This window comes from Clostridiales bacterium, from assembly GCA_015243575.1.
Taxonomy (GTDB): domain Bacteria; phylum Bacillota; class Clostridia; order Peptostreptococcales; family Anaerovoracaceae; genus Anoxybacterium; species Anoxybacterium hadale.
The window spans coordinates 3,021,880-3,046,603 of sequence record CP042469.1; the positions used below are offsets into that span (position 1 = coordinate 3,021,880).

A 24,724-nucleotide genomic window follows, 5' to 3' on the forward strand; every position below is an offset into this window, starting at 1 on the left:
CATTTCCCCCTGTGTCGTAAATTTTCGCTTATTCCAAGGTGTGGCAAGACCCCCTCGGGTGTCTGACTTCATACTAACACACCACCTCTTTATCCGCCACAGATAATTTTGCTCCTGCTTACTTTTGTGTATGAATTTTTTGAACGAAGCTTTCAATCACGCCGCAGATCTCTGGACCTCTCTGACTGCGAAACAGCATATGACCGCCATCAGCCACGCGATACAAAGATTTTTCTCCGCACAATTTCCCGTAGATGTAATCGGCACTTCTATGATGGACGGTATCATCGTCCATGGCCTGAATAATTAGCGCCCTACTGGTTATATTCGCAAACATCGGCTTTGTAAGGAACAATAATTTCTGGAATTCCACAAGAGAAGCAATCGGACTGCAGTTTGCCGCATTCAAATATTTACCAAGATATCCACGAAAGTCAGACAGGAGATTCTTGATGATATTTTTCAGATTCCAATAATACACCGGCGTATTCACTGTTATGATCCCGGCAAAACCATAATTCCAAAGATTTGCAGTGAGCAACCCTCCCATGGAGAATCCTACCGCAATAATCCGGTTTGATTTAGCCGAAATCCTGATATAAGCCTGTTCCGCTGATGTAATCCAATCAAAATACGTCGTATCAGCAAGGTCTCTCCTTGTAGTTCCGTGCCCCGGAAGCAGCGGAGCCTCAACGGTATAGCCGCATGCGGCAAGAGACTCTGCCAGCAATCTTACATCCTCAGTTTCTCCCCCAAATCCATGAAAGATAAGAATGCCTGTATCCTTTGCCGAACGTTCCATTAATTCTTCCCCCATCATATGATCCCCCTGATTCTTCATTTATTTCATCGATCCTTCAACAAATATCTCCCCTTTGGTGTAATTTTACACCAAAGGGGAGATATTTGTCAAACTTTTTATTTCCAGTTCTATCGCTGCCTTAGCTTCTCCAATCTGCCATTGAGCATCTCGCGATCAAAGGATGCGCAGATTCTTCTATCATTTTGATCCAGAATTCTATAGTGCTGTGAGATAATATTCTGCTGAAGTTTGAAAGCATCCGATTCCTCAAGGGTCTTCCACCAGATCTTCCCTCCAAGCGTTTTGGGATAGTCCGGTTCCAAATCTTCAAATGCCAGTGCAAGGATGATATCGGTGGCTTCGCCGCCTAGGGTTCCCGCCAGAACCTCGCTTCTTCGAAAGATCGTACACAGTGCAACCGCACCGGTCCACCCTAGTGAGGACCGCCCCTTTTCGATTTGCACGAGTGTTTTCTTTGACAATCCCAGAATATCCGCCATTTTTTCCTGATTATATCCATACTCAGTTCGTACTAGCTTCAGCTTGTCATCAGCCTTTTTAATAAACTCATTTCGATTCATCGCAGCATCCCATTCTGTACAAAGAATCACCCTGCTTCTGACAGGGTGATCTTCTAACTGTTATTTTAATTCAAAATCATCTTTACCTGCGCCGCATAACGGACACTCAAAGTCGTCCGGTACATCAGTCCATTTTGTTCCGGGAGCTACGCCCTGTTCATCACAGCCAGCTTCCTCATCGTAAATGTATCCGCAGAGCTTGCATTCATATTGTGCCATGGTTAATCTCCTTTCCGTTTTTGAAAAATGGTTTTTCCTATGTTTCTGCATCGTTGTCAAGAATGTCAGCAAATTTTCGCTGGACCCGGCAACAACGCGATACAAAGATATTATACCACTTTATTCAGATCTTAAAAGGAAAATATTACAACTCTTCAGTCATTTCCGATGTCCATGGTTCCAGCATCACAACGGCTTTGAACAAATCACCGTCGATCTTGATGTCAAATCGCCCGTTTTGAAGGCGTACAAGATCCTTGGCAATGGCAAGACCCAGCCCGCTCCCCTCTGTTGCGCGGGATTCATCTCCACGTTTGAAGCGTTCCATTAATTCGTCAGCATCGATATTCAGCTCCTCCTTGGAAATATTTTTCATCTCCAGAATCGTTGCAGGGTTCTGTCCTCTTCCGCCTTCCCTCACCATAAGATCCAGATAAACCCTGGAACCTTTCTGCGCGTATTTGAGCACATTGCCAAGGAGATTTTCTAACACTCTCCAGAGAAGCTGCCCGTCTGCTCTGACGTAATACCTTTCATCGGCGGCGTTGATTCGAAATTCCAGCCCCGACGCTTCGATCCGATCTCCCATCTCACCCAGACCTTGATTGATCAGAGAAAGCAGGTCAACTTTCTCAAAACGGACCGGTATTGCGCCACTGGATGCTTTTGCTGCTTCAAAGAGATCTTCTGTCAGCTTTTTCAGCCGCATACTCTTTTGATCCAAGACATCCAGGTATTTGTCTGCATCCGGGTGGTCAAAACCCTCTTTTTTCAGAAGATCAATATAGGTGATGATTGACGTCAGCGGGGTCTTTAAGTCATGGGATACATTGGAAATCAAATCCGTTTTCAGCCTCTGATTCTTAAGCTCATTTTGGATCGCAACTTCCGATGCTCTGGAGATTTCATTGATATCTCTAGCCAGATCATCCAAAACAGTATCTCCTTGGGCAGGAATCTTATAGGAGAGATTGCCGTTTTTCACTTCACGAACGCCGTTTTTCACCGCTTCAAACTTCTTGACCCATTTGGGTGCAAAGACCAGAATCAATGCAGCCACAAGAGGTGCACCAATTACCGTTGCCGAAACCAGGCATACTGCAAGGGTAATCAAAACGACCTTTCGCATCAGACTGCTCCCCGCATAAATCGCTTTCAGCCCTTTCCACAGCGCTAAAGCCGCGATCCAAATGATCGAATTGTTTAGGAATCTGCCAGTCTTCACATTTCTCACAACGGATAGAATAAAGCACAATCCAAGGCTGGCAGAAACAAATCCTACTACGACAGCCAGAAGCGTATTCAGATATAAAGGCCCACTGTAAAAATACCTCATATCGTTGTAAGCCACACCGTAGTTGACCGTATTCATCAGCAGCCCAAAGAATATTGCCCCACCTCCAAAGAAGAGGATTCCGATTGCAATCATTTGAAGCTCTGTAAAGATCCTGTCGATCCGGCTAAGCCGCAGATTGCCCTCCTCATCCCGTTCTCCGGTGAAGATCAGCAGATAGATGAGCAGGATCAAGGAAGCGAGCATACACAAAAGGGTCATGGGAACCCACTGCAGGATTTCCGCTTTCGCTTCGGTAAACTCTGCCGACTTTGCCGCGAGAAAACTCTCGTCGTACGCAATGCAGACCTGAAGTTCGTCATTGTAATACCGATCCAGTTGCTTTTCCAATTCCTTGTCAAAATTCTTCAAGGAACCATTGAATCCTTCGGGTGCGGGCGGATTTTTCATGACGCTGCCCTCCCGATAAATCATGTATGCTGATTGATCGGTAAATTTCACCAGATCGGATTCTTTCAAGCCTTTTTGCCCGTCTTCCCCTTGATTTTGCGAGCTGTCTGTTACTCTAAGCCAATCTGCATTTTGAATGGGATTGGTTGCAGATGCTTCTCCTGCCGCCGCTTCTTGAACATCGGCTGGTTCGTTTTCAGTCTCCACTTCCCTTGTGGGTACGCTCAGTTTTTTTTCTGAAGCGACGATGCTAACCGACGGTTTTCTACCCGGTAGATTTGTAATCTCGTTCTGTCCGTCCGTTGCAAAATAAGTAAATCCCTGTATGTTGTCCAGATCCCGTCGTTCCATGTAATAGGCCTGTAGATCCTCCTGAATTAGCACCTGCTTGACTTCTCCGACTTTATCCGGATAATCCCTCTGAAATCTTTCTTTCACACCGGGAGCATAGTAGTCTCCATACCGATCCGCAAAGTTCGACCCCACAACAGAACCATCTATCGTTATTGTGGTTGTCTCTCTCGAACCGTTATAATAGGTTGATTGATGATAAGCTCCCTCATAAAAAAGTGACTGCATGGCATCATCCAGTCGCTCCTGCGTGATGGTACCGCCGCTATTAATATAATCCTCTCCTTTGTATTCACTCAGGATATAGAGGATGCGATTGGTCTTCTCATCAAAATTTCTATGAAACGCCGCACTCTTTTCATAACTAGAGTATAAAAGCACATCGTCGATCCCGCTTCCGTAATCGGTATGATCCACTGCTCTGTAAATATATGCAAAGCCTGTCAGCGACCCCAAAAAAAACAGGACGCAGAGGAAAAATGCGATCCGTTTCATCGTCTTTCCGGTACTAAAGTTTTTCAATTTTATATCCAATTCCCCACACCACCTTTAAATATCTCGGCTCCTTCGGGTTGATTTCAATCTTCTCCCGAATTCTCCTGATATGCACTGCCACCGTATTTTCCGGATGAAAGGATGGTTCATTCCAAACCACTTCATAGATCCGCTCCATGGAAAACACTTTGCCTGCATTTTCTGTCAATAATTTTAAAATTCCGTACTCAATGGGTGTGACTGGCACCTGTTCCCCGTCTACTGCGACGGTCTTCGCCTCGTCATCCACTGCTAGCCCCCCTGATTTAAACACCCCTGTTTTCTTTTCCAGACTTCCAAGACTGACATACCGTCTGAGCTGAGATTTTACCCGCGCAATCAGCTCAAGCGGATTAAATGGTTTTGTAATGTAATCATCCGCTCCCAAATTCAGTCCGGTCACCTTGTCGTAATCCTCAGACTTCGCAGAAAGCATAATGATTGGGATATTTTTTTCTTCTCTGATCTTCATGGTTGTTCTCATGCCATCCATTCTGGGCATCATAATATCCATCAAGACCAGATGAAGCTCCTCTTTGCGGACGATTTCCAGCGCCTCAATTCCATCATAAGCCTTAAAAACGTTAAACCCCTCGTTTCTCAGATAGACCTCAATGGCTCCCACAATCTCTCTGTCATCATCGCAAATTAAAATATTCATCCTCACTGCTCCCTCCAACCCGAATTCATTCTATTACTCTGCGCACTGCAACAGCAAGTGACGCAAGCAGCTTAACTCCAATACCCCCTTTCCTTTCATGGCCGAGGTCGTTTTGCCCCGCTATAAAAAAGGTGGCTTCGCCACTTCCGCTAGGGAACCCTATGGTTCCCTTCAACGGCCTTCGGCCTCCGACTCGCTTCGCTCCCTGCTGTCCGTTTTTCCATTTCAGCTGAAGCTGCGGAAAAAAGGCGGCGGTTGCCTTTTTGCCCCAAGCTTGCTTGGCTAGGCAAAACGGACAGCGTAGCAAGCTTGCTTGCGTAGGAGTTCCATTTATGGAACGTTGCGAGCAGCCTGAGCACCCTTCTTTATCGGCGAGGGGTGCCCCCTCTGCACTCCCCATTTTTTATATAGTAGGAAACGATATTTCCTGCTATATAAAAAATGATATCGGGAAATTCTTAATAAATAGTCGACTGAATTCTTACGAATTTATTAACTTATGGTAAATGTTACTAACTTTGTTGCTGTTTTGCTAATGCATATACTTTTATATCATGATTTTTCTTATTTTATTTTCTGAATTAACCATTCCATTATACTATTCCCCGTGCAGCGTTTCAATTGCCAGACATTTTAAGACGCTGAGGCTTTTTAGATATCAGATATGGGAATCCAGACAAGTTTAACATCCAGTTAATTTAGAGACGGTGTACTAGTAATAAATTGATTTCAAAAAAACAACAACCGGCAGAAATCTTAAATCGAGATTCCCGCCGGTTATCTGTCAAAGCTGCCGCAGACCATCTTATGCCGCGCACCTTAACTATAATTCTATTATTAAAATTCGATGATGCTCCCTGCACCTTTTTCCAGAGCAGCTTCATAAATCCGCTGTCCTGTTACCACATCCATAACAGCGGTTCCCGTTGTCTTAAACACGGTGATTTCATCATCATTCAGACGCCCCTCGACCTTTTGGGCAATGACTTCTCCAAGTTCACCGGTGATTTGTTCCGCTCGGAAGGTTCCATTTTGAATCGGTACGATAAGGTCTCCCGATTCATTGAGAACGCCGTTTCTCGTGTCCACATATACTTTATCCGCATGGGTAATAAGGTATTCATCTATTTCATTCATTGCCGGAGTATAGGACCCTACGCCGTTAATATGACAGCCCTTTTTCGCCAGTCTGCCATCAAAAACGGGTTTTGATGAGGTCGTAACACAGGTAATGATATCGGCATCCGCTACCGCCTCTTCAGCGGAGGCTGCGGCTGTAATTGTTACGCTGAACTTCTCACCGAACAGCACTGTCATGCGCTCTGCAAAGTCCTTGGCACGTTCCGGGCTGATATCATATACTTTTACAAGCTCCACCGGCCGAACAGTAAGCACCGCCTCCAGCTGGGACTCAGCCTGGCCGCCTGTACCAAAGAGCGCAAAAACCTTGCTGTCCTTCTTTGCCAGGATATCTGTTGCCGCACCCGATACCGCTCCTGTTCTAAGGCGGGTAAGGTATGTACCGTCAATAAGGCTGCAGACCTCTCCTGTTTCCGAATTCACGAGAACCATTGTAGCAGGAACACTGGTCAATCCCTTTTCAATATTCTTAGGGAACACGGATACGATTTTAATTCCAAGAGCATTGGCATCTGCGACGTAGCCCGGCATATATAAGCTCTGTCCTTCATGCTGCGGAACGTCAAGATTATATCTCAGCGGAACATTACTCTTACCAAGAGAATATAGTTTTAATGCATCCTTATCTGCCTGGATAGCCTCTTCCATACTGAAAATACGGTTGATTTCACTTTGATTTAGCACAATGATCTTCATTTATTTTGACTCCTTTACATTCGCTTTGTTTTTTGTCGTACTGAGGAATGTCGTAAAAGCGCTGTAAAGGATCACAACAACAACTACCCACTGTAACGCGGAGACATTCATGCTCTTGACCGCATATGCCGCAATTAAAACACCAATCACCCCGAAGGTGGAGGTAAAGGCTGTAATTTTACGGGAATAGCTGTCAAGCTTGATAAACTGCATACTTCCAACAGGAACGGAGAACGTGCAGGCGCCCATCATAATGGGGAACGCAATGGCAGGGCTCAAACCAAGTGCATACACGGTAGCCATAGTCAGGGCATAAGAGCCGATACCGATATTATTCAGCGCACCGAATGCAAAGGAGAGTACGCCCAGTGCTACAAGCTTTACGCCTGTAAGACCAATTTCTTCTCCACCGGAAGGATACACGCCAAATTTACCTGCGAGAATGAGAATTGCAGCAATGAGAAGACCAGCCGACACGAATCGTTTGATGGTATCTACCGGCAGTTTAACAACGTAACGGGGGCTTAAATAGGATCCGACGATCTGCGCGACAATCGCAACGATCAGGGTTACAAGATCCACATCAATTGCAGAAATATAGACCAGTGCCATTACTGCAACGGGGATAACGCACTGGGCATTCATTGTACCCGGCAGTTTTTTATCCTCAACCCATTTTAACTTAGGGTATAAGCTTGCAGAAATGGCAAAGTCTGAAATTCCGAATGTAGAAAAGAAAAAGATAACGAAAGAAGAAAATGCCTGTGCAATAGGATTGCCGGCTTCCTTAAAAGTTTCTGCCTTGTGCGCAATCAAGTCACGAATAAATGAGATTGCAAAGGCACCGTTTACAACAACGATTAATGCCAGAACGATTTTTACGACCATGGTAAAACCTCCATATGTTTCCTTTAATGAATAGCAAACACATCTCGGACACCCTCCATATCCTCGCCAAAACGTTCACGCATCTGCTCGCCGAAGAGATCGATCATGCGAATGGCATAAGCATCATGCTGCACATACTCCTTTGCAAAGAAAACCATACTGGCATTTTTCGTATATGCCGCATCCGCCACAGCGGAATTTCGTATGGAAGCATGTAGCATTTCCATCTCATCTGTCACTACCGTCAGCCACCGGCACCCTGTTTCCTGCAGCTTGTCCTCTTCGAACCCGTGCTTGTAAACATGTTTCAACTTGGTATGATACTGCTCTTTTCTGTCATATAAAATCACCAGCAGCCTTATATTCTCTTTATGTTCCTTCTCCAACAGCAGTTTTTCAACCTCCTCGGTCAATTCCTCCTGCCAGATCTGGATCATTAGATTTTTTTCCGATGCGCGAATCATTTCCTTACACTTATCAAGTATGCATTGATATCCCGTCATCTTCCAAATTTGCTCATCATCCACTGCATGGGTGTATTTTTCTGCTTCCTGCTGGAGTTCCTGAATTCCTTCATCCACGGAAGCTTGAATCAAACTGCTCAGCCTGTCGATGGACTCTGCACGGTACAAAACAGTTTTATTTCCGGTTGTGGTTACGACCACACCGCGGCTTACAAGCATTTCAAGCGCGTTGTAAACCTTACTGCGGGGTACCCCAGAGGTTTTGCTTACCTCATATCCCGTCTGAATTCCGTTCTGTAAAAGAGCCATGTAGACCTTCGCTTCTGTTTCCGTATAATTGAAACGCCGCAGTACCTGTATAATCCGTTCCATAATTCTCACCTCCCTTCGCATTAATTATAACGCATTCGCGGAAAATTTTCGACTCCAGAAAATTTTCTTACTTCTGCGCGTCTCAACGTTACGAAGTGGAGCTTCTGCTCGTCATATCGATACGGCTCGCGGGTCCTCAAGTATCAGGAAATTTCTTGTTTCATTCTTTTTTGATTTTAAAAGATCAGTATTTAGGGAGTACTTTTTGTTATTAGCTACCCTCGGTAACTATTATATACTTCGTTATTAGTTTGTCAATATTTTTTCTATATTTTATTTTATCGAGTCAGTTTTATCCCATTAGATACAGATAGAATGTTGAATAAAATGCAATCAGTTCTATTTCTTGTGAAACTTTGTTAATTATTTAATCCTATTAGCAATCGAAGCAAAATCATATCCAATAAAAATTATCTTGACACTTAAATTTTTTCGGCATATACTACAGAAAATAGTAAAACGGAGCAATTCCATTCAGGCTCAAGCTGGGGAATTCCCGTGCAAACCGTTGAGTAAGAAGAGTAGGTGTAGACCTTCCTTTCACAGAGAGTCGCTGGCGGTGGAATAGCGACAGGGGAAACTAGACTGAATGGACTTATGAGGGCAGGACGAAATTAGCAAGATTTGCGCAGATAATTTTCCGACATACGTAAGCAAGAGCAAGCGAGTTGGCAACGCAGCATAGCGCAAAATTAACAAGCAAGAGTAGTGCCTGACGGGACCTCCACCCGTTACCAAGGGAGCATGTATGAAGTACATGGAATGAGTGGGCGCTTGCGCCAATCGGGGTGGTACCGCAGAAGTTTAGCTTTTGTCCCAGAGAAATCTGAGACGGAGGCTTTTTTTATTGTCCGGAGCCTACGGTTCTGAACACAAAAGAGTGCCAGGACTCGCCTCATCTCCAAAACAACGGACTAAAATCTTGTAAAATGGAAAGATTTATGAACAGCATCACTGTCAAGGCCGATGTGAAAGCTCTTAGAGCCACATCCCCTCGCAGCGGATAGTATGAAAGGAGAAAAACAATGAGTAAGATTCCCCACAGACTGTATTTAACCGAAGAGCAGATGCCTACGCAATGGTATAATTTGAGAGCTGATATGAAAGATCAACCGGATCCTATCATCAATCCCGGTACGATGAAGCCTGCACAGGTGGAAGATCTATATCCCGTATTCTGTGAGAAGCTGGCACAGCAGGAAATGGATGCTGAGACTCGGTATTTTGATATTCCCGAGGAAGTTCTTGAGATGTATAAAATCTATCGTCCTTCCCCATTGATCAGAGCATATAATCTTGAAAAAGCGCTGGACACTCCGGCAAAAATCTATTTCAAGTTTGAAGGCAACAACACAAGTGGAAGCCATAAGCTGAATTCCGCCATTGCTCAGGCATATTATGCAAAAGAGCAGGGACTTGCTGGGCTCACTACTGAAACCGGAGCTGGGCAATGGGGCACCGCCCTGTCCGAGGCCTGTGCATATTTTGGTCTTCCCCTTACCGTGTTCATGGTTAAGGTATCCTACGAACAGAAGCCCTTCCGTAAGGCTGTCATGGAAACCTTCGGAAGCTCAGTTATTGCAAGTCCCAGCGAGACCACCAACATCGGCCGTGAGATTCTGAAAAATGATCCCACCACCGGAGGCAGCCTTGGCTGCGCCATCTCTGAGGCGGTAGAAAAAGCAGTGACCTCACCAAACTATCGCTATGTTCTGGGCTCCGTTCTGAATCAAGTGCTGCTGCACCAATCGATCATTGGACTTGAGACGAAAGCGGCGATGGAGATACTGGGGGAATATCCCGATATCATCGTGGGCTGTGCAGGCGGCGGCTCCAATCTCGGAGGACTTATCGCACCCTTTATGCAGGATAAGCTGACCGGAAAAGCAAATCCGAGGATCGTTGCTGTTGAACCTGCATCCTGCCCTTCCTTTACAAGAGGTACCTACGCTTACGACTTCTGCGACACAGGAAGAATCACACCCATGGCCAAGATGTATACCTTAGGCAGTGACTTCAAGCCCTCGGCCAACCATGCAGGCGGCCTGAGATATCACGGAATGTCGCCGATTCTCTCCAAGCTGTATCATGATGGATACATGGAAGCGGTTGCTGTAGAACAGACAAAAGTATTCGAAGCTGCAGTTCAATTCGCTAAGCTGGAGACGATCCTACCGGCACCAGAGTCCTCCCACGCAATCCGGGGCGCAATCGACGAGGCACTGAAATGCAAGGAGTCGGGAGAAGCAAAGACGATCCTCTTTGGGCTGACTGGGACAGGATATTTTGATATGACTGCATACACTTCCTACAATGAAGGCACCATGAATGACTATATCCCCACAGACGCAGATTTGGAACGCTCCCTGGCTACCCTGCCAAAGATTCCGGGCATTCAGGAATAAGAAACAATAAACAGTAAGCTCAAATGCTACAGATGCACCGATCCAGTGGAATTTGTGCAAAAAAGCCGGAATTCAAATGGCTGAAGTTGAACGCAATTTTGCAAACTTCAATGCCCCATGAATCCCGGCTTTACATTATGATTCTTATTTCAGCGGTTCTCTCGTTATGAGTATTTTATCGAAGCAATCTCTTCCGCTATGATTACATTGACGCGGTAATGATGGCCATTTTATAGACCTCTTCCGCGTTACAACCTCTGGACAGGTCATTGATGGGAGCGTTGAGCCCCTGGAGAATCGGTCCATATGCGTCAAAGCCGCCGAGGCGTTGAGCAATCTTATAGCCGATATTTCCGGAATTGATATCCGGGAAGATAAAGGTGTTGGCCTTTCCTGCGACAAGGGAGTCAGGAGCTTTCGTCTTTGCCACTTCCGGAGCAAAGGCAGCATCGAATTGAAGCTCTCCGTCCACTGGGAAATCCACATCCATCGTCTTTATCTTTTCGACCGCTTCGCGAACGATGTCTACATCTGCCCCTTTCCCGGAGCCGTATGTGCTGTAGGACAGCATGGCCACCTTCGGATCAATGGAGAAAACTCTTGCAGTCTTGGCGCTTTCCACTGCAATCTCTGCAAGCTCATCCGCACTAGGGTTGATGTTAATGGCACAGTCACCCATAGCATACCGTTCTTCTCCGTTTTCCGTCACCCGTTGCATGATAAAGCAACTGGATACAATGCTGTTTCCAGGTTTCGTCTTAACGATCTGCAAGGCTGGGCGGACGGTATCCGCTGTTGAATAGGTTGCTCCTCCCAAAAGACCATAAGCATACCCTCTCTTTACCAGCATGGTGCCGAAGTAATTACTTTTCTGCAGGGCCTCACGGCAGGCATTTGCATCCATCTTGCCTTTGCGAAGTATAACCATTTCATCTACCATTGCATCCATTTCTTCATAATTGAGCGGGTCTATCAGCTCAATCCCTTCAATGGAAAATCCATATTTCTGTGCAGCCTGCTTGATCTCTTCGAGATTTCCAAGCAGTACCGGTTCAAGAATACCCTCCTGCTTTAAACGACTTGCCGCTTCCAGAATTCTGGGATCAGACCCTTCTGTAAAAACCAGCTTCTTCTGTTCCTTTTTTAAATTTTCGATCATTGTTTTAAACATTGCCTTGTCCTCCTTGGGAAGTCTTCTTTCTGTCTTATCCTGTTTTCAAAATAGATCTATGTTTTAATTTGAAGACAGCATGAAACGTAGATTAAATTGAAAACTGTTCTCCAGCTTAGTATATCACAACATCTGAATTAAGCGCTCTTTTTGGTTCGCTTTAATGAAATTTTTTGCATTTTGTTCAATAGCAGCTCACAGTTCACCAGTTTATTTTTCATCATGCTATAATGATATAGTGTCATCTTTCGATACATCAGCCGATCATGTTCCTCGGATGGAATGTGATAGATATACTTTTTCTCAGAATTAATCGATATGAAATTACCAATCCAACTTTTTCGGTAAAGTACCACCGGATTGAGAAATACTGCATCAAATCGCTTCCCTGAAAAAACCTTCTCTGTTTCCTCATCGTTCAGCTCAATATCTCCTGCAATGCCGATTCTGTTTACACCATCATCAATAATGATGGAGTAATGACTGTCACATTCTGCGGAAGCATAGTCTAAATGCTTGGTTCGAATCAAGTGAACCTCTGTATTCTTTACGTGAAACACCTGATGGTCCAGCTTGCGATCCAGTAAACAGATCCTCTCCTCCTGCTGGTAATATTCCCTCAGTTCCCTTCCAAAAACCGCATCCTCCGGTAGAATGAGTGAGGTACTAGGATTGTCTTCCAGATATCGTTTTACCTTTGTCCCGTCATAATGATCTTCATGGCAGTGAGTAAACAGCAGACAATCTACGCCGGCAAAAGGTCCAACCGAATCCATAATGCCGTTTTCCATTTCCGCATCCAAAGGATTAAAAAGATTATTCCTGCTGAAAATGCCGTCCACAAGAAATTTGACTCCATTCGTAGAAATTAGCAAACCGCTGTTTGTCATGTGATAGATGTACATTCCTTCTCCCTTTCTCTCGCCTGCTGCTGAGCAGCCCGAACCGCCGCTCATGTTTCTGTTCTATCACCTTACTCCCATGCAATATGGCATCGTCATAAATTGCATGATTGCCAAAGGTTCTATCTCATACATTAAAGCAATTTTCATGCCAAATTATTAAAACATTGTATTCATAACTCATCAAATCCCAGCTTTCCGCAGCAAACCAATTAACATTCAGACGATAGTTTTTTTAACATCCTGTAAAATAGGCGGTTAAGCGGTTTTAGTCATAAAATTTCTTATGCAAATCTGCAACAAAAAAGCAAATTGTGCAACTATGCCTTCAATGGATAAAAACGGAGCAATGCGCCATTTTTTCATCTATGAGCAAAAATGACACATAGGTGAGACAAAAATGACTCACCTTCCGGAGCGGTCTTGCGCACAGTTGCATCAGTTTTTTTCAATTCATTGATCAAAAGCATCACTTTAGTCACAATTGAAAAGGAGCTGTGCACTAATTTTCGTTTCGTGCGACAGCCCCATCTATTTACTTTATAGTTTACTGGCCGGAGTGCCCTCTATTCTTCCGAATCGGTATGAATCACAAGCACCGGGCATTTAGCCTCCGAGATCACTCTTTGGGTGACCGAGCCTACGAAGAAGCGCTTGATTTTGGAAAACCCACGGTTTCCCATTACCAGAAGGTCAAATCCTCCTTTTTCTGCTTCATCCAGAATGGCTTGATAAGCTTCTCCTTCCAGCACTTCTGTTTCCACTTCGATGCCCTCAAAGTCGAGCTCCTTTGTTATGGATTCCAGAAGGCTTTGTGCATTTTCCCGGAGTTCGGAGGTCAATTCCTCATCCCCTCGGGTTCTGGTAGTTCCCGCTATAATAGAGCCGTCCACCTGCCTCCAGAGTCTTTCGTTTCTATTGTGCCTGGAAAGACTTGTAGATTCTACAACGGTAATCATTTTTATAGAAAAGTGATACAGTTTCGCGATCTCAATTGATTTTTTAACTGCATTGAAGGATGCAAGGGATCCGTCAACCGGTACAAGAAGTTTCATTTCTGTTTCCTCCTTCGTATGATTGTTCTTTATAATAGTAATACCCTGTTCCTTCAGTTTAACCCCTTTTTGCAGGAAACATGAAAATTTCCGTTCCGGCTGAATTTAAGATATCAATGATCTATCCTAGCGGATGCAGTGAACTCTAAGCTTCTATTATGACCCGATGAGAAAATCTAACACATTCCATCCCGTTGAGGTCTTTAGGCTATAGAGTTCTGTATACCCACATTTCGTGCAGCTGACCGTTGCAAACTTCTTGTTTTGAATATCAAAGAGCTTTGCAAAATTTCCTCCTGTCGCTTGAAACTGATCTGCTTCATACTCCCTGTTTCCGCATTTCACGCATTCATATCGTTTTTGTTCCATCTCGATTTCCCCCTTTTTAATAATTGTTTGCCGCCATCCTTGTTTATGCGGCAGTCCTAAACATGTTTCATGTCAGTTCTATCATATCACACATCCTGTCTTCATATTCTACGTTATGATAATTCATTCCCGTTTTTCATTGACATTTCATTGGAACGTGATAGAGTAACAATAACAAGCAAAGTGAGTGATCGCTCGCTTTCGATTACAGGAGGTATTGTTCTATGAATCATACATTTTCCATCTCTGAATATCCTGATGTCACCAAGATTACAGCGCAGCTCGAGGCACTGATCAAGGCACCTATCTGGTCCATCCGCCCCGATGCTCTGAAAGTCTACGAGACAGAGTACTTTGATCAAAAGTGCGCTCGTTCCAAAAAAATGATTGAAGAAGCAAAAGCGATCATCCCTGGCGGGGTACAGCATAATCTGGCGTTCAATCACCCATTTCCCATTGCTTTTGCAAAAGCGGATGGTGCTTTTTTATACGATGTAGACGGTAATCAGTATTATGACTTCCTTCAGGCCGGAGGACCTACCGTGCTGGGAAGTAATCCCATAGAGGTTCGCAGTGAGGTATTAAAGCTGCTGGAGGAGTGCGGCCCCTCCACCGGATTGTTCCACGAGTATGAATACAAACTGGCAAAGAAAATCTGTGACAGCATTCCTTCTGTGGAGATGTTCCGAATGCTTGGTTCGGGAACAGAAGCCTGTATGGCAGCAGTTCGTGTTGCAAGACTGGCTACCAAGCACAAAAATATATTAAAAATGGGCGGAGCCTACCACGGCTGGAGCGATCAGCTTGCCTACGGGATTCGCATCCCCGGTTCAAAAGGCACTCAAGCCAGCGGTGTTCCAGGTTACATTTTCAAACATACTCAGGAATTCTTTCCCAACGATCTTGACGATCTGGAAAAAAAGCTGAAAAACAACAAGCTTACCGGAGGTACCGCGGCGGTATTCATTGAGCCTGTAGGCCCGGAAAGCGGCACACGCCCCGTCGACCGCTTCTTTAATCAGGGTGTAGAAAAGCTATGTAAAAAATATGGTGCCTTGCTCGTCTTTGATGAAGTCGTCACCGGATTCCGCATCGGCATGTCCGGTGCACAAGGCTACTTCGGCGTTTCTCCCGACCTGACCATATTTGGCAAGGTCATTGCCGGGGGATATCCCAGTGCGGGGGGTCTGGGCGGTAAACAGGAATACATGAAGTATCTTTCTACGGGAATCAGCGGCAATGCCAAACATAAAAAAGCTTTGGTGGGCGGCACGATGGCGGCAAATCCACTCAGCTGTGTTGCCGGGTATCATACCCTTTGTGAAATAGAACGAACCGGAGCCATTGAAAAAGCTGGTAAAATCGGTGATCTGCTGACCGAAGGTCTGAAAAAGCTCATCGAAAAATACAGTCTCCCCTTTGTTGCTTTTAATCAGGGGTCCATCTGCCATCTGGAAACGGTAGGTGCTCTGCATTTTGCCATCGACTGGTCGAAGCCATGGCAGATTCCGGAGATTTTGAAACAAACCTCACTTAGAAAACAGGAAATGGAGCATGTCGGCGCAGCTTATATGGCCGAGGGACTCGTTACTCTTGCAGGAAGTCGTCTATACACCAGTGCAGCTTATAGCGAGGAAATGCTGCCGGATGTACTCAGTAGGTTCGAAAAGGTATTTCAGCACATGGCAAAAGTCGTGTAACGCCATGAATCAGGAGGATTGAAATGAAAGAAAGTCAAGCATCTCCCTACCGCTGGGTGGTTCTCCTGTCCATCGTCCCCATCATCATCTCCACCGAGATGATGTGGCTCTCCCTGGCACCGATTTCCAGCCATGCCGAGTCATATTACGGGGTCACCGGGTATCTGATCACCCTATATACCATGAGTTATATGATCATGTTTGTCCTATTTTGTATCCCTGCATCCTGGGTCATCGATCGGTACGGTTACCGATGTTCCCTGATCATCGGTTCGGTTCTGACCGCAGGTTTTGGGGTATTTAGAGCCTTTTTTGCCGATGAGTTTACGGTTGTACTTGTCTCTCAGTTCTTTATCGCAGCGGGGCAGCCCTTCTTGCTGAACATATCAACCAAGGTTCCCGCTAATTGGTTTCCGATTTCAGAGCGGGCGACAGCTGCCGGAATTCTGACCATGGCACAATATGTAGGCTTCGCCCTCCCCATGGTCATTGCTCCTGCGATGGCAACGGAAAAAGGAATTCCTGCTGTTCTGACGGTTTTTGCGGCGATTGCTGCATTGTCCGCTGCAGTTTCCATTCTTCTTACAAGGGAAAGACCGGCAGTCCCACCGCCGGGCCCCGTTTGGGAAAAGGAAGATTTCAGTCTCCCCACGCTGCGGAGGCTGCTGAAGAATCAGCCTTATCTGCTGGCGCTTATGCTTTGTTTCCTGTCCATGGGCGTCTTTAACACGCTTCTGACCCTGCTGGAATCCATCCTTCTCCCAAGGGGCATCAGCTCCGTAGAAGCAGGTACCATCGGCGCTGTTTTTGTGGCCGCAGGGGTACTTGGAGCGGTGCTGCTTCCGATCATTTCTGACAAGCTCCGCATTCGCATTCCCTTCCTTATAATTTCACTAGCCGCTCTGGTTCCTCTTTATCTGGGAATCACCTTTCTGACATCATTTTCGGTTCTCCTTCTGATTGCTGCAGCAGCAGGTTTTTCTATCATGGGTGTTGCCCCCATCCTGTTTCAGCATGGTTCGGAAACCGCTTATCCGGTGCAGGAAGGAACCTCTCTTGGTATGATTCTTCTGATGGGTCAGATTTCCGGTGTGCTCTTCGTCTTCCTGTTTGAGGTTCTGCAATCGTCTGCCGGCTCGATGGTACCGCCCATGCTTACGCTCGTTGCCATTACCGCAGCCGAAATCCCTCTGGCGTTAAAAATGAAGGAATCCCCTTTTCTGGAACGCAGGCTGCCAGTTGGGAGAAACGTCTCAGACAAGTAGGGAATCAATCACTGATGGGCACTCAGCGAATCACCATTTCTTTCAAAGATCTTCTTGGTAATCTCCCTGGCGGTTTCTGTGGCTGCAATCCCACCCTGCGCTGTTTCTCTCAGCTGAACGGGAAGCATCTTGCCCGTCTTATACATCGCCTCGATCACCTCATCTGGCGGAATGGGAAATTTCATTCCGCCCAGTGCCAGATCAGCACTGAGCAGTGCATTCACTGCCTGTGAAGCATTCCGTTGCGCACAAGGGATCTGAACCAAGCCAGCCACCGGATCACAGACCAGCCCCATAATGTTCACCAGAGAAAGGGAAAAGGCTTCCAGTGCGATGGCCGGAGTCCCTCCTTTCAGCTCAGCGGCTCCTGCCGCTGCCATGGCGGCGGCCACACCGCATTCCGCTTGGCATCCCCCTTCCGAACCGGCAACAGTGGCATTTTCCATCACAATGGCACCAAGACCCGAAGCAGTAATCAGCGCTAGGATCACATCCGCTTCTGACCGTTCAAGCGTTTCTCCCACCGACATCAGCACTGCGGGAACAATACCGCATGATCCGGCGGTAGGCATTGCACAGATCCTCCCCATGGAAGCATTTACTTCGCTGCAGGACAAGGCTCTCGCCATTACCATATTGATAAAGCTTCCGCAGAGGGTATCTCTTTCCCTCGCATAACGATACTGCACGGATGCGATCCCCGTCACGAGACCACCTTCAGAAGGGAGGGGCTGTTCCAGCGCCTTTTCGGCAGAAGCCAGCATAATGCGATATCGCTCCTTCATGGTTTCCATGATTTCCGTCCGGGAAGTTCCGCTGCTCTTCATCTCTTTTACAATTACAATTTCATGGATGGGAACCCTCTGCGCTTCCGTCATCTGGAGAAGCTGCTTACAACTGTGATACATTCCTTTCCCTCCTGTTATACTCCGATAAATTTCACATCATAGATGTCGGGATGTGCTTTCATTTTGTTCAAAAGTTCTTCCGCTGCTCCCTCATCCACCTCTATGACACAGGTTGCATCCTCACTTCGGTTTTTTCTGCTGACTTTCATTGTCGCAATATTGATGCCGTGTTCTGCCAGAACCTTGGTGATATGGCTCAGTACGCCGCACTTATCCTGCTGCCGGATGAAAAACGCAGGCAGATTTCCCGTGAGCTCCACTTCGTACCCATCGATTCTGCTGATTAATACGGTTCCCCCGCCAAGGGATGAGCCATCAATCTCGCAAAGCAGCCGTCCCTCCCGATAGAAGCCGATTCGAACGGAGTTTTCATGAATTCCAGCCAGCTCGGTTCTATGAAACTCAAAATCCAGATGTTTTTCGGCAGCAAGGGCAAAAGCCTGTCCCAAGGCTTCATCATCCTCTCGGATACCCATAACTCCAGCCAGCAGTGCCTTATCCGTTCCATGCCCCTTTCCCGTATCTGCGAAGGATCCATGCAAGCCGAAGGATACAAAATCAAAACTGTCTGCAAGTTTTGCAGCAATCCTCCCCAGCCGGGCTGCTCCTGCGGTATGTGAGCTGGATGGCCCAATCATGACGGGCCCGGCAACCTGAAAAATACTAACACTCATTTCATTGCCCCTCTCTCATTTTTTATAATCTCAGCAAATTCCTGTCTAATGCCTGTCTAATGTCTGTCCATCTTTACTTATCATGGCAATTTTACAGGAATTCAATCCCCAATTCCACTGTTATCTTCTGAACTGCCTGCAAAATTTGGCCCTCGAATCTTGTTGAAATCGGTTATGGCTTGACGTAATTTGTTTATAAATTCAGAGGCAAATAAGCAATAAACGGCAAATTGTGATCTGTCTGTTACGGTAAGATACTTTTGACCGAAACATAACCGAGCAATCCCGGATATGTCTATTTCTGGAGATAGACATATCCGGAATTGGTTGCTTCTCATTGGAATTGATATAAGCTGATTCAAAAACAGCTGCGGATTTGGCTGCAGCATGGTTTCTTTTATAAATGAGGGATTTGCAGATGAGTTTGAGCTGTAATTTAAAACGGTATCGGAAAGAGGCTGGGCTAACACAGCAGGATCTTGCCAAGCGATCCTCCTTAAGCTTCAGTATGGTCAGCAAGCTTGAAAGCGGCGAACAATCCAATCCGTCCTTTGGCACGCTAAAAAAGCTTGCCGATGGTCTTGGGATCAGTCCAGCTGACCTTCTTATGAAAGCCTTGTCCATTGAAGAGCAAATCGATGAATACATCGCGTATAAACGCGGATTAAACGGGACTGACGGAATGGGAGATATCAGCAGGACGAACAGAAACAGCGGAATGGGAGATATCAGCAGGACGAGCGGGTTTGGCGGGAGCGAGGCTAGAGAGGCAGCAAGATCGAATCACACTTCAGAGCAGGTGTCTCAGAAAAGGCAAGAAGGACCCGATATTAATTTTCTCAGAAGCCTTTCTGCCATCAACACAATTCCGAAGCCCGCAGACAGCGATGAAGATTATCTCTCGTTTCTGCGCAGCCGCCCTGAACTCAAACGGCTTTTTTTCGCCTCAAAGAATGCTTCTGCAGAGGAAATCGAACGGGCGATCGAGTATTTTGAATCCGCGAAAGCATAAAAGACCGGCAAATGACTGCCGATCTTTTTTTATCGATTTTTTTTAATTCAGCCCCTGCTTATTTACAAGTCTGCCTAGACCCGCAAAGGTCTCGCTCAGACAGTTAAAAAGCAGCTGGTCTGCATACAGTTTGTTATATTCTCCCCTGATATCGATGATGGTGGGAATGTATTTCGCCAATCGGTGGAAGGGATTGTTCATACTATGGTCAAACGGCAGTGCAAGCGCTTTTATGATCTCGTCTTCCATGACCGATACGCAGTTCTTAATCATCTCTGCTTCTTCCGGAGAAAAACTGCTTTCGATCCGCTCTGTCATGAGATCAAACAGCACTGAGGAAATATCCTTGTTGAACTGTCCGTCTCTGTTCAGTATAAAATAATTGATCAGATCCACTCCGTAAATCATGTAAAAAGATGCCAACAGCGTCGCATGGTAATCTTCGCTGATGTTCTCCCGAAAAGCTTTATCATTTACTCTTGCATACTGTAAAACTGCATCAAACATTTTTGAAGCAAAGACTTCCGCCGAACGAATCTCATTCTGTCCATTCATAAGTGCTGACTCCCCAATCGTCCAATTCTACCATAGCCCCGGTTAACGAATTTCATAATAACTTACGAACCGTTGCCTATCCCCTATACTATTAATATAACCACTTTTTCGCTTTTTGTCCATTTGATTCTCCAGCGAATGCCTGATTCTCCTCCCTTTGCAGGATCACTCAAATGATACTGACAGCGGATTTTTGTCAATGGCGCGCACTGATTTACGTGTTGAATCTGCTCTGTCTGTTGGCACCGGCAGCGCATCGCTGCTTTGATCATATTTCCCCGCAAAGGTCAGGCCTTTCTCGTCATAAATCATCAGATACGTACTGTGGGAAGCAAAATACTGGTATTGACCGCCTCCCTCCCTGTAGGAGGTGTACGGCTGGTAGCCCGCCACAGCCAAATGGGAACCATCGAAATCCATTGCGGCTGTATCAAATTGTAGTTTTTCGCCAATTTTGTCGTTCTGATTGAAGTTACCCGCAAACTTGAGTACAAAAAGTCCGTCCGAATCGCGCTGAAGCAGCAGAAAACGGTAGTCGCTGAGCGTGACGACCAAAAAAGAATCATATATCTTAACATCCCACAAGCTCAGGTCTTCCACAGCTTCCTCAAGTTTAGATTTGCGGATCAGCTCCATTGTTTCCATGTCAATGACAGAAAGCATGACTGCTTCATTTTCCCTTGTAAACAGAAGTAAACGCTCTTCTTTTGGATCTTTGATCAGATGAAGCACTTGCTCGGTTTCCTTCAGAGGATAGTCTCTGCGCAATCCTTCCCAATCGGGCTCAATCCCTCCCTCTGCTTTTGTGAACGGCAGGAAATGAATGCCTGAAATGCCTTCTGGCATCGTTATCTGTCCATTGTTTTGCCCAGAGACCGATACCGCAAAGTAACCACCGGACTCGCTAATCGCTGTACTTCCGGAAGATAGCTGAAAATCACCCTCTGTCGAGGACTGTTCGATATAATTGACTGCCCCATTCTTGCCCTTTGTAATAGCAACACGCACCTTATGATTTTGTGGTACGGGAATTTTAAAATAATCCGCCATATCATGACGTGCTGAATAGACAGTCGTTTGGCCCTTTGACAGGTACAGCTCCAACGTAACAGGATAGAACCGGTAATAATCGGCAAGAGAAATCTCCTCCTCATGGGTTTCACCGTTTGGCGTCCGCTTCGCAACATCTGCTGCGACCAGGCGCGGCAGATCATTCCAATTTTCCCCGGAAAAATCAATGTCCCCGCTCATCGCGTAATTAATATTTGTATAAAGCTGCAGATCAGAGGCCCTGCCGTCATCCTCTCGCAGCTGGGCCTGAGAATACCGATAGTTACTTTCAACAGACAATTTCGATCCCACTCGATATGTTGTATTCCAGAACATATGATAGTCACAATGGGTTCGATTCAAAACGGCAACGCCCTCTGCCGCACGTCTGTCTCCGTACAGTACGGTTTCCTTCACCGTGATTGCCTCTTTCCCCTCACTCACCCAGCCGGTTGCGTAAGGAAACACCCCAATGGACAGTGCCAGCAGAACGATGGCTAATATCATACTTTTTTTCATATTCCGTCCCCTATTCTTCATCCGTCAGGTCACTCAGTGCCCTGCTGACCCGGTCTGCTCTATACTGATAGGTCTCCTTTACATACCCAACCAGAGTCTTTCCCTCATCTTCCAGATCTGTCATGAATACGTCCCCTGCAATCTGACCGTGACGAATCAGAATGGCACGGCTGATAAAAGCCTCCACCTCTTCAAGCAGATGGGTAGAAAGCAGAACCGTTTCCTCTGGTTCAAGAATACCGCTTAAAACCTTGTAGAAATCTTCCCTGTTGAAGATGTCATTGCCTGCGAAGGGTTCATCCATCAGGATGTAATCCGCACCCTGACACAGGGCCAGTATGACTTCGAACTGATTTTTCTGACCTGTCGAAAAACGCTTTAGCGGTTTATTCTCCGGAAGGTCAAAGAATTCCATCAGTCCCCGGTATCGCTTTTCTCGAAAAGACGGAAAATGCATCTCATAGAATTCTTTATGCCCGCTGGTAGTCAGGTTTGGGAAAAAGGAATGCTCACTGGTGGCAAAGGAAAGCCTGGCAATGTTTTTCCTCGTGATCGCCTCGCCGTCAAGAGTGATTTCTCCCTGATATTGCAAAAAACCAAGGATACATTTCATCAGGGTTGACTTGCCTGCACCATTTTCTCCAAAAAGACCGATGATTTCTCCCGGTGCCAATTTCAGGTCAACTTTCGTCAGCGCCGTTTTACCGATATATGATTTACTTAAATTACGAATCTCCAACATAGCTCTACTCCTAAATACGCCTTACGGCCCCAAAATCTCTACTCCTAAATACGCCTTACGGCCTCAAAATAAGCATCCCATATTTTTCTCCATTGATCCGGTGTAAGGCAAACCTCCGGAGTCACAAGCAGATAAATTCCAAAGTAGACAGTCAGCAGAAGCACTGCAATACACAGGGATAAGGCCGCAGCCAGCACAGGAAGCCCGAGGCACCTTTTCCAAAGTTCCATGCGGTCAGGCAGCCTTTTCATCAGATAGATGCTCTTGCTGCCTTGAAAGTGATAGAGGTAGTGATACCCCAGCAACCCCGCCATGCTCAGCGCCGTAATCAGAAACCCTGAAAGGCTGTTCCCCAGAAGCTCAACAAAGTCCTGCATGATTGCTCCATCGATCATTACTTTTTTACCGGCAATATACGTAAACAGCTCATGATATGCATTTGACAGGTAAATTAAGAATGTCATGCTGTAGAGAAAGCTTACTGCCAGCAAGATAGTAATCCATTTCAATTCCTGCTGCAAATCGATTCCCAGAGGAACAAATGATAATATTTGTTTTTCTTTTACGTTTATCTTCTTCATGGATTCACCTTGTCCTTGCTCCTTATTCTTGATACAGCTCAACCCTGAAGATGGAATAAAGGGAAAACGCTGCTGTTGCTAATGCTATTACCGATATGGTGATATCTGAACCAAGCAGTCCCAAATCAGAGGAGAAAAAGATGATCGTTAACGCTGCAAGCAGTACCACTGCAACACCCCGTTGCCCCCGCCGCTGTTTCTGAGCAAAGCATGATGCCGTGATTCCAAGGCTGAAAATCAGAGCAACGTTCCGGAGAAGACGGCTGGTTTCCTCCAAAGGCAGCAGGCTATGCAAAAATCCACTGCTATGAAATGCAAGAAAAAGCGTCTGGCTATTGAAATATACCGGCTCCATAATGTCAATATACAGTTTGCTCAGCAGCAGCACAATCCCCAGCTGTACTGCCCAGAAAATGTAAAGAGCGAGCATACTGTTGACTCCCCAAAGAATTACAACCGCCTCTTCCCGAACGGAAAGCCTCTGAATCGTGTATCTCACCCTGCTTCCAGAAAGCTCACAGCCCACAAGGCTTAGTATGACGCAGACAAGCAGAAACGCCCCCCCACTAACCAATGGAATTCCGCTGCTCTGAATGATCTCTTCTAAGAGAACAATTTTATTTCCACCTGTCCGCTGCAGCTGCATCCAGAACAAGACCCCTTCTGCCCCAGCCATCAGAAGAAGAACCCCTGCAATTTTGTATACCGTACTTCTCAACGCCAACAGAAAAACAGAAACATACCGATTCATGACCTAACTCCTTATCTACTACCATTTTCAAGCATATTGCTGTTCTCATTTGAAAACAGAATAAAACCCTGATAACGCTCAAGCTCCCAATCGTTTAACTCCCCATTATCCCAATTCCTATAGGCTTGCTCCAAAGAATCTCAGGCTCAAATTACTCATCCCAAAGCCTGTTGATCAAGCAAGCTGCTTCCTCCTTTGATACCCCCATCTGCTTCATGGAGGTGATCAGCGATGTTACGTCGCTTTCCAGCAATTGACTTCGGATCAAGTGTATCTGCTCATCATTGACCGTCACATAGCTTTTCGCCCCTGACCTAGATTCGATCAGATGCTCTTCCTCCAGCATTCGATACGCCTTCTGAACTGTATTTGGGTTCACGCCAAGAAGGCTGGAAAGTACGCGCCTCGAAGGAATTTCATCCTGATCCCGTATCGTTCCTGCTACAATACCCCTTTTGATATATAGGATGATTTGTGTGTAGATCGGACTTCCGTCCTCCATTTTAAAATGTTCAAAGGATATCATTGAACTCAACCCACTATCTTTCATATGAAAAAATAAAAGCAAAACCGTGTCACTGTCATAATACAGTTTAACCGTATTATATCCATG

24 protein-coding genes are annotated in these 24,724 nt (G+C 45.8%); 4 read left to right on the forward strand and 20 right to left on the reverse strand.

Annotated features, from left to right (window positions below):
- Positions 1–118: 118 nt before the first annotated feature.
- The 8 genes from FRZ06_13485 to FRZ06_13520 form a co-directional block, all read right to left on the reverse strand.
- Complete coding sequence (locus FRZ06_13485) at positions 119–841, reverse strand: alpha/beta fold hydrolase (GenBank protein ID QOX64281.1); 723 nt, start codon at positions 839–841, stop codon at positions 119–121.
- 89 nt (positions 842–930) lie between these two features.
- Positions 931–1,383, reverse strand: a complete 453-nt coding sequence (locus FRZ06_13490; GenBank protein QOX64282.1) for a helix-turn-helix domain-containing protein — start codon at positions 1,381–1,383, stop codon at positions 931–933.
- Between the two features lie 60 nt (positions 1,384–1,443).
- Positions 1,444–1,602, reverse strand: coding sequence for a rubredoxin (locus FRZ06_13495; protein ID QOX64283.1), 159 nt, complete (start codon positions 1,600–1,602; stop codon positions 1,444–1,446).
- 145 nt (positions 1,603–1,747) lie between these two features.
- Complete coding sequence (locus tag FRZ06_13500) at positions 1,748–4,231, reverse strand: HAMP domain-containing histidine kinase (protein QOX64284.1); 2,484 nt, start codon at positions 4,229–4,231, stop codon at positions 1,748–1,750.
- Positions 4,206–4,892: a response regulator transcription factor gene (locus tag FRZ06_13505; protein QOX64285.1), complete on the reverse strand. Its 687-nt coding sequence runs from the start codon at positions 4,890–4,892 to the stop codon at positions 4,206–4,208. The genes FRZ06_13500 and FRZ06_13505 overlap by 26 nt, the downstream gene beginning before the upstream one ends.
- 837 nt (positions 4,893–5,729) lie before the next feature.
- Positions 5,730–6,728 (reverse strand): ornithine cyclodeaminase family protein, encoded by a 999-nt coding sequence (locus tag FRZ06_13510; GenBank protein ID QOX64286.1) that lies wholly within the window; start codon positions 6,726–6,728, stop codon positions 5,730–5,732.
- Positions 6,729–7,616 (reverse strand): TSUP family transporter, encoded by an 888-nt coding sequence (locus tag FRZ06_13515; protein ID QOX64287.1) that lies wholly within the window; start codon positions 7,614–7,616, stop codon positions 6,729–6,731.
- Between the two features lie 23 nt (positions 7,617–7,639).
- The gene (locus FRZ06_13520; protein ID QOX64288.1) at positions 7,640–8,473 is read right to left on the reverse strand and encodes a TrmB family transcriptional regulator; all 834 of its coding nucleotides are present in this window, start codon (positions 8,471–8,473) and stop codon (positions 7,640–7,642) included.
- Positions 8,474–9,477: 1,004 nt separating this feature from the next.
- Here FRZ06_13520 and FRZ06_13525 point away from each other — a divergent pair.
- Positions 9,478–10,857: a TrpB-like pyridoxal phosphate-dependent enzyme gene (locus FRZ06_13525; protein ID QOX64289.1), complete on the forward strand. Its 1,380-nt coding sequence runs from the start codon at positions 9,478–9,480 to the stop codon at positions 10,855–10,857.
- A 202-nt stretch (positions 10,858–11,059) separates the two neighbouring features.
- Here FRZ06_13525 and pta read toward each other — a convergent pair whose 3' ends face one another.
- The 4 genes from pta to FRZ06_13545 all read right to left on the reverse strand — a co-directional run bounded on the left by pta (position 11,060) and on the right by FRZ06_13545 (position 14,354).
- Positions 11,060–12,028 carry a phosphate acetyltransferase gene (gene pta, locus FRZ06_13530; GenBank protein ID QOX64290.1) on the reverse strand — a complete coding sequence of 323 codons (969 nt, stop codon included), beginning with the start codon at positions 12,026–12,028 and terminating at the stop codon, positions 11,060–11,062.
- Positions 12,029–12,165: 137 nt separating this feature from the next.
- Positions 12,166–12,984 (reverse strand): MBL fold metallo-hydrolase, encoded by an 819-nt coding sequence (locus tag FRZ06_13535; protein QOX64291.1) that lies wholly within the window; start codon positions 12,982–12,984, stop codon positions 12,166–12,168.
- Between the two features lie 512 nt (positions 12,985–13,496).
- On the reverse strand, positions 13,497–13,985 hold the full coding sequence (locus FRZ06_13540) for a universal stress protein (protein QOX64292.1): 489 nt from the start codon (positions 13,983–13,985) through the stop codon (positions 13,497–13,499).
- Between the two features lie 156 nt (positions 13,986–14,141).
- Positions 14,142–14,354, reverse strand: a complete 213-nt coding sequence (locus FRZ06_13545; protein QOX64293.1) for a DNA-binding protein — start codon at positions 14,352–14,354, stop codon at positions 14,142–14,144.
- A gap of 224 nt (positions 14,355–14,578) precedes the next feature.
- Here FRZ06_13545 and FRZ06_13550 point away from each other — a divergent pair, with 224 nt between their 5' ends.
- Together FRZ06_13550 and FRZ06_13555 are read left to right on the forward strand one after the other, a co-directional pair.
- Positions 14,579–16,054: an aminotransferase class III-fold pyridoxal phosphate-dependent enzyme gene (locus tag FRZ06_13550; protein ID QOX64294.1), complete on the forward strand. Its 1,476-nt coding sequence runs from the start codon at positions 14,579–14,581 to the stop codon at positions 16,052–16,054.
- 23 nt (positions 16,055–16,077) lie between these two features.
- Complete coding sequence (locus FRZ06_13555; GenBank protein ID QOX64295.1) at positions 16,078–17,319, forward strand: major facilitator superfamily domain-containing protein 7; 1,242 nt, start codon at positions 16,078–16,080, stop codon at positions 17,317–17,319.
- A gap of 8 nt (positions 17,320–17,327) precedes the next feature.
- Here the strand turns inward: FRZ06_13555 and sdaAA are convergent, their stop codons facing one another.
- Both sdaAA and sdaAB read right to left on the reverse strand, forming a co-directional pair.
- Complete coding sequence (gene sdaAA / locus FRZ06_13560) at positions 17,328–18,227, reverse strand: L-serine ammonia-lyase, iron-sulfur-dependent, subunit alpha (protein ID QOX64296.1); 900 nt, start codon at positions 18,225–18,227, stop codon at positions 17,328–17,330.
- Positions 18,228–18,241: 14 nt separating this feature from the next.
- Positions 18,242–18,901: an L-serine ammonia-lyase, iron-sulfur-dependent, subunit beta gene (sdaAB, locus tag FRZ06_13565; GenBank protein ID QOX64297.1), complete on the reverse strand. Its 660-nt coding sequence runs from the start codon at positions 18,899–18,901 to the stop codon at positions 18,242–18,244.
- A 403-nt stretch (positions 18,902–19,304) separates the two neighbouring features.
- On the opposite strand from sdaAB, the gene FRZ06_13570 reads away from it, so the two are divergent.
- Entirely contained in the window at positions 19,305–19,913 is a 609-nt protein-coding gene (locus FRZ06_13570) for a helix-turn-helix transcriptional regulator (protein ID QOX64298.1), read from the forward strand.
- 42 nt (positions 19,914–19,955) lie between these two features.
- Here FRZ06_13570 and FRZ06_13575 read toward each other — a convergent pair whose 3' ends face one another.
- The 6 genes from FRZ06_13575 to FRZ06_13600 form a co-directional block, all read right to left on the reverse strand.
- Entirely contained in the window at positions 19,956–20,468 is a 513-nt protein-coding gene (locus FRZ06_13575; protein ID QOX64299.1) for a hypothetical protein, read from the reverse strand.
- A 165-nt stretch (positions 20,469–20,633) separates the two neighbouring features.
- Entirely contained in the window at positions 20,634–22,037 is a 1,404-nt protein-coding gene (locus tag FRZ06_13580; protein ID QOX64300.1) for a hypothetical protein, read from the reverse strand.
- Positions 22,038–22,047: 10 nt separating this feature from the next.
- On the reverse strand, positions 22,048–22,779 hold the full coding sequence (locus tag FRZ06_13585; protein ID QOX64301.1) for an ABC transporter ATP-binding protein: 732 nt from the start codon (positions 22,777–22,779) through the stop codon (positions 22,048–22,050).
- A 44-nt stretch (positions 22,780–22,823) separates the two neighbouring features.
- Positions 22,824–23,360, reverse strand: a complete 537-nt coding sequence (locus FRZ06_13590; protein QOX64302.1) for a hypothetical protein — start codon at positions 23,358–23,360, stop codon at positions 22,824–22,826.
- Positions 23,361–23,382: 22 nt separating this feature from the next.
- On the reverse strand, positions 23,383–24,111 hold the full coding sequence (locus FRZ06_13595) for a hypothetical protein (protein QOX64303.1): 729 nt from the start codon (positions 24,109–24,111) through the stop codon (positions 23,383–23,385).
- Positions 24,112–24,262: 151 nt separating this feature from the next.
- Positions 24,263–24,637, reverse strand: a complete 375-nt coding sequence (locus tag FRZ06_13600; protein QOX64304.1) for a GntR family transcriptional regulator — start codon at positions 24,635–24,637, stop codon at positions 24,263–24,265.
- Positions 24,638–24,724: the final 87 nt, after the last annotated feature.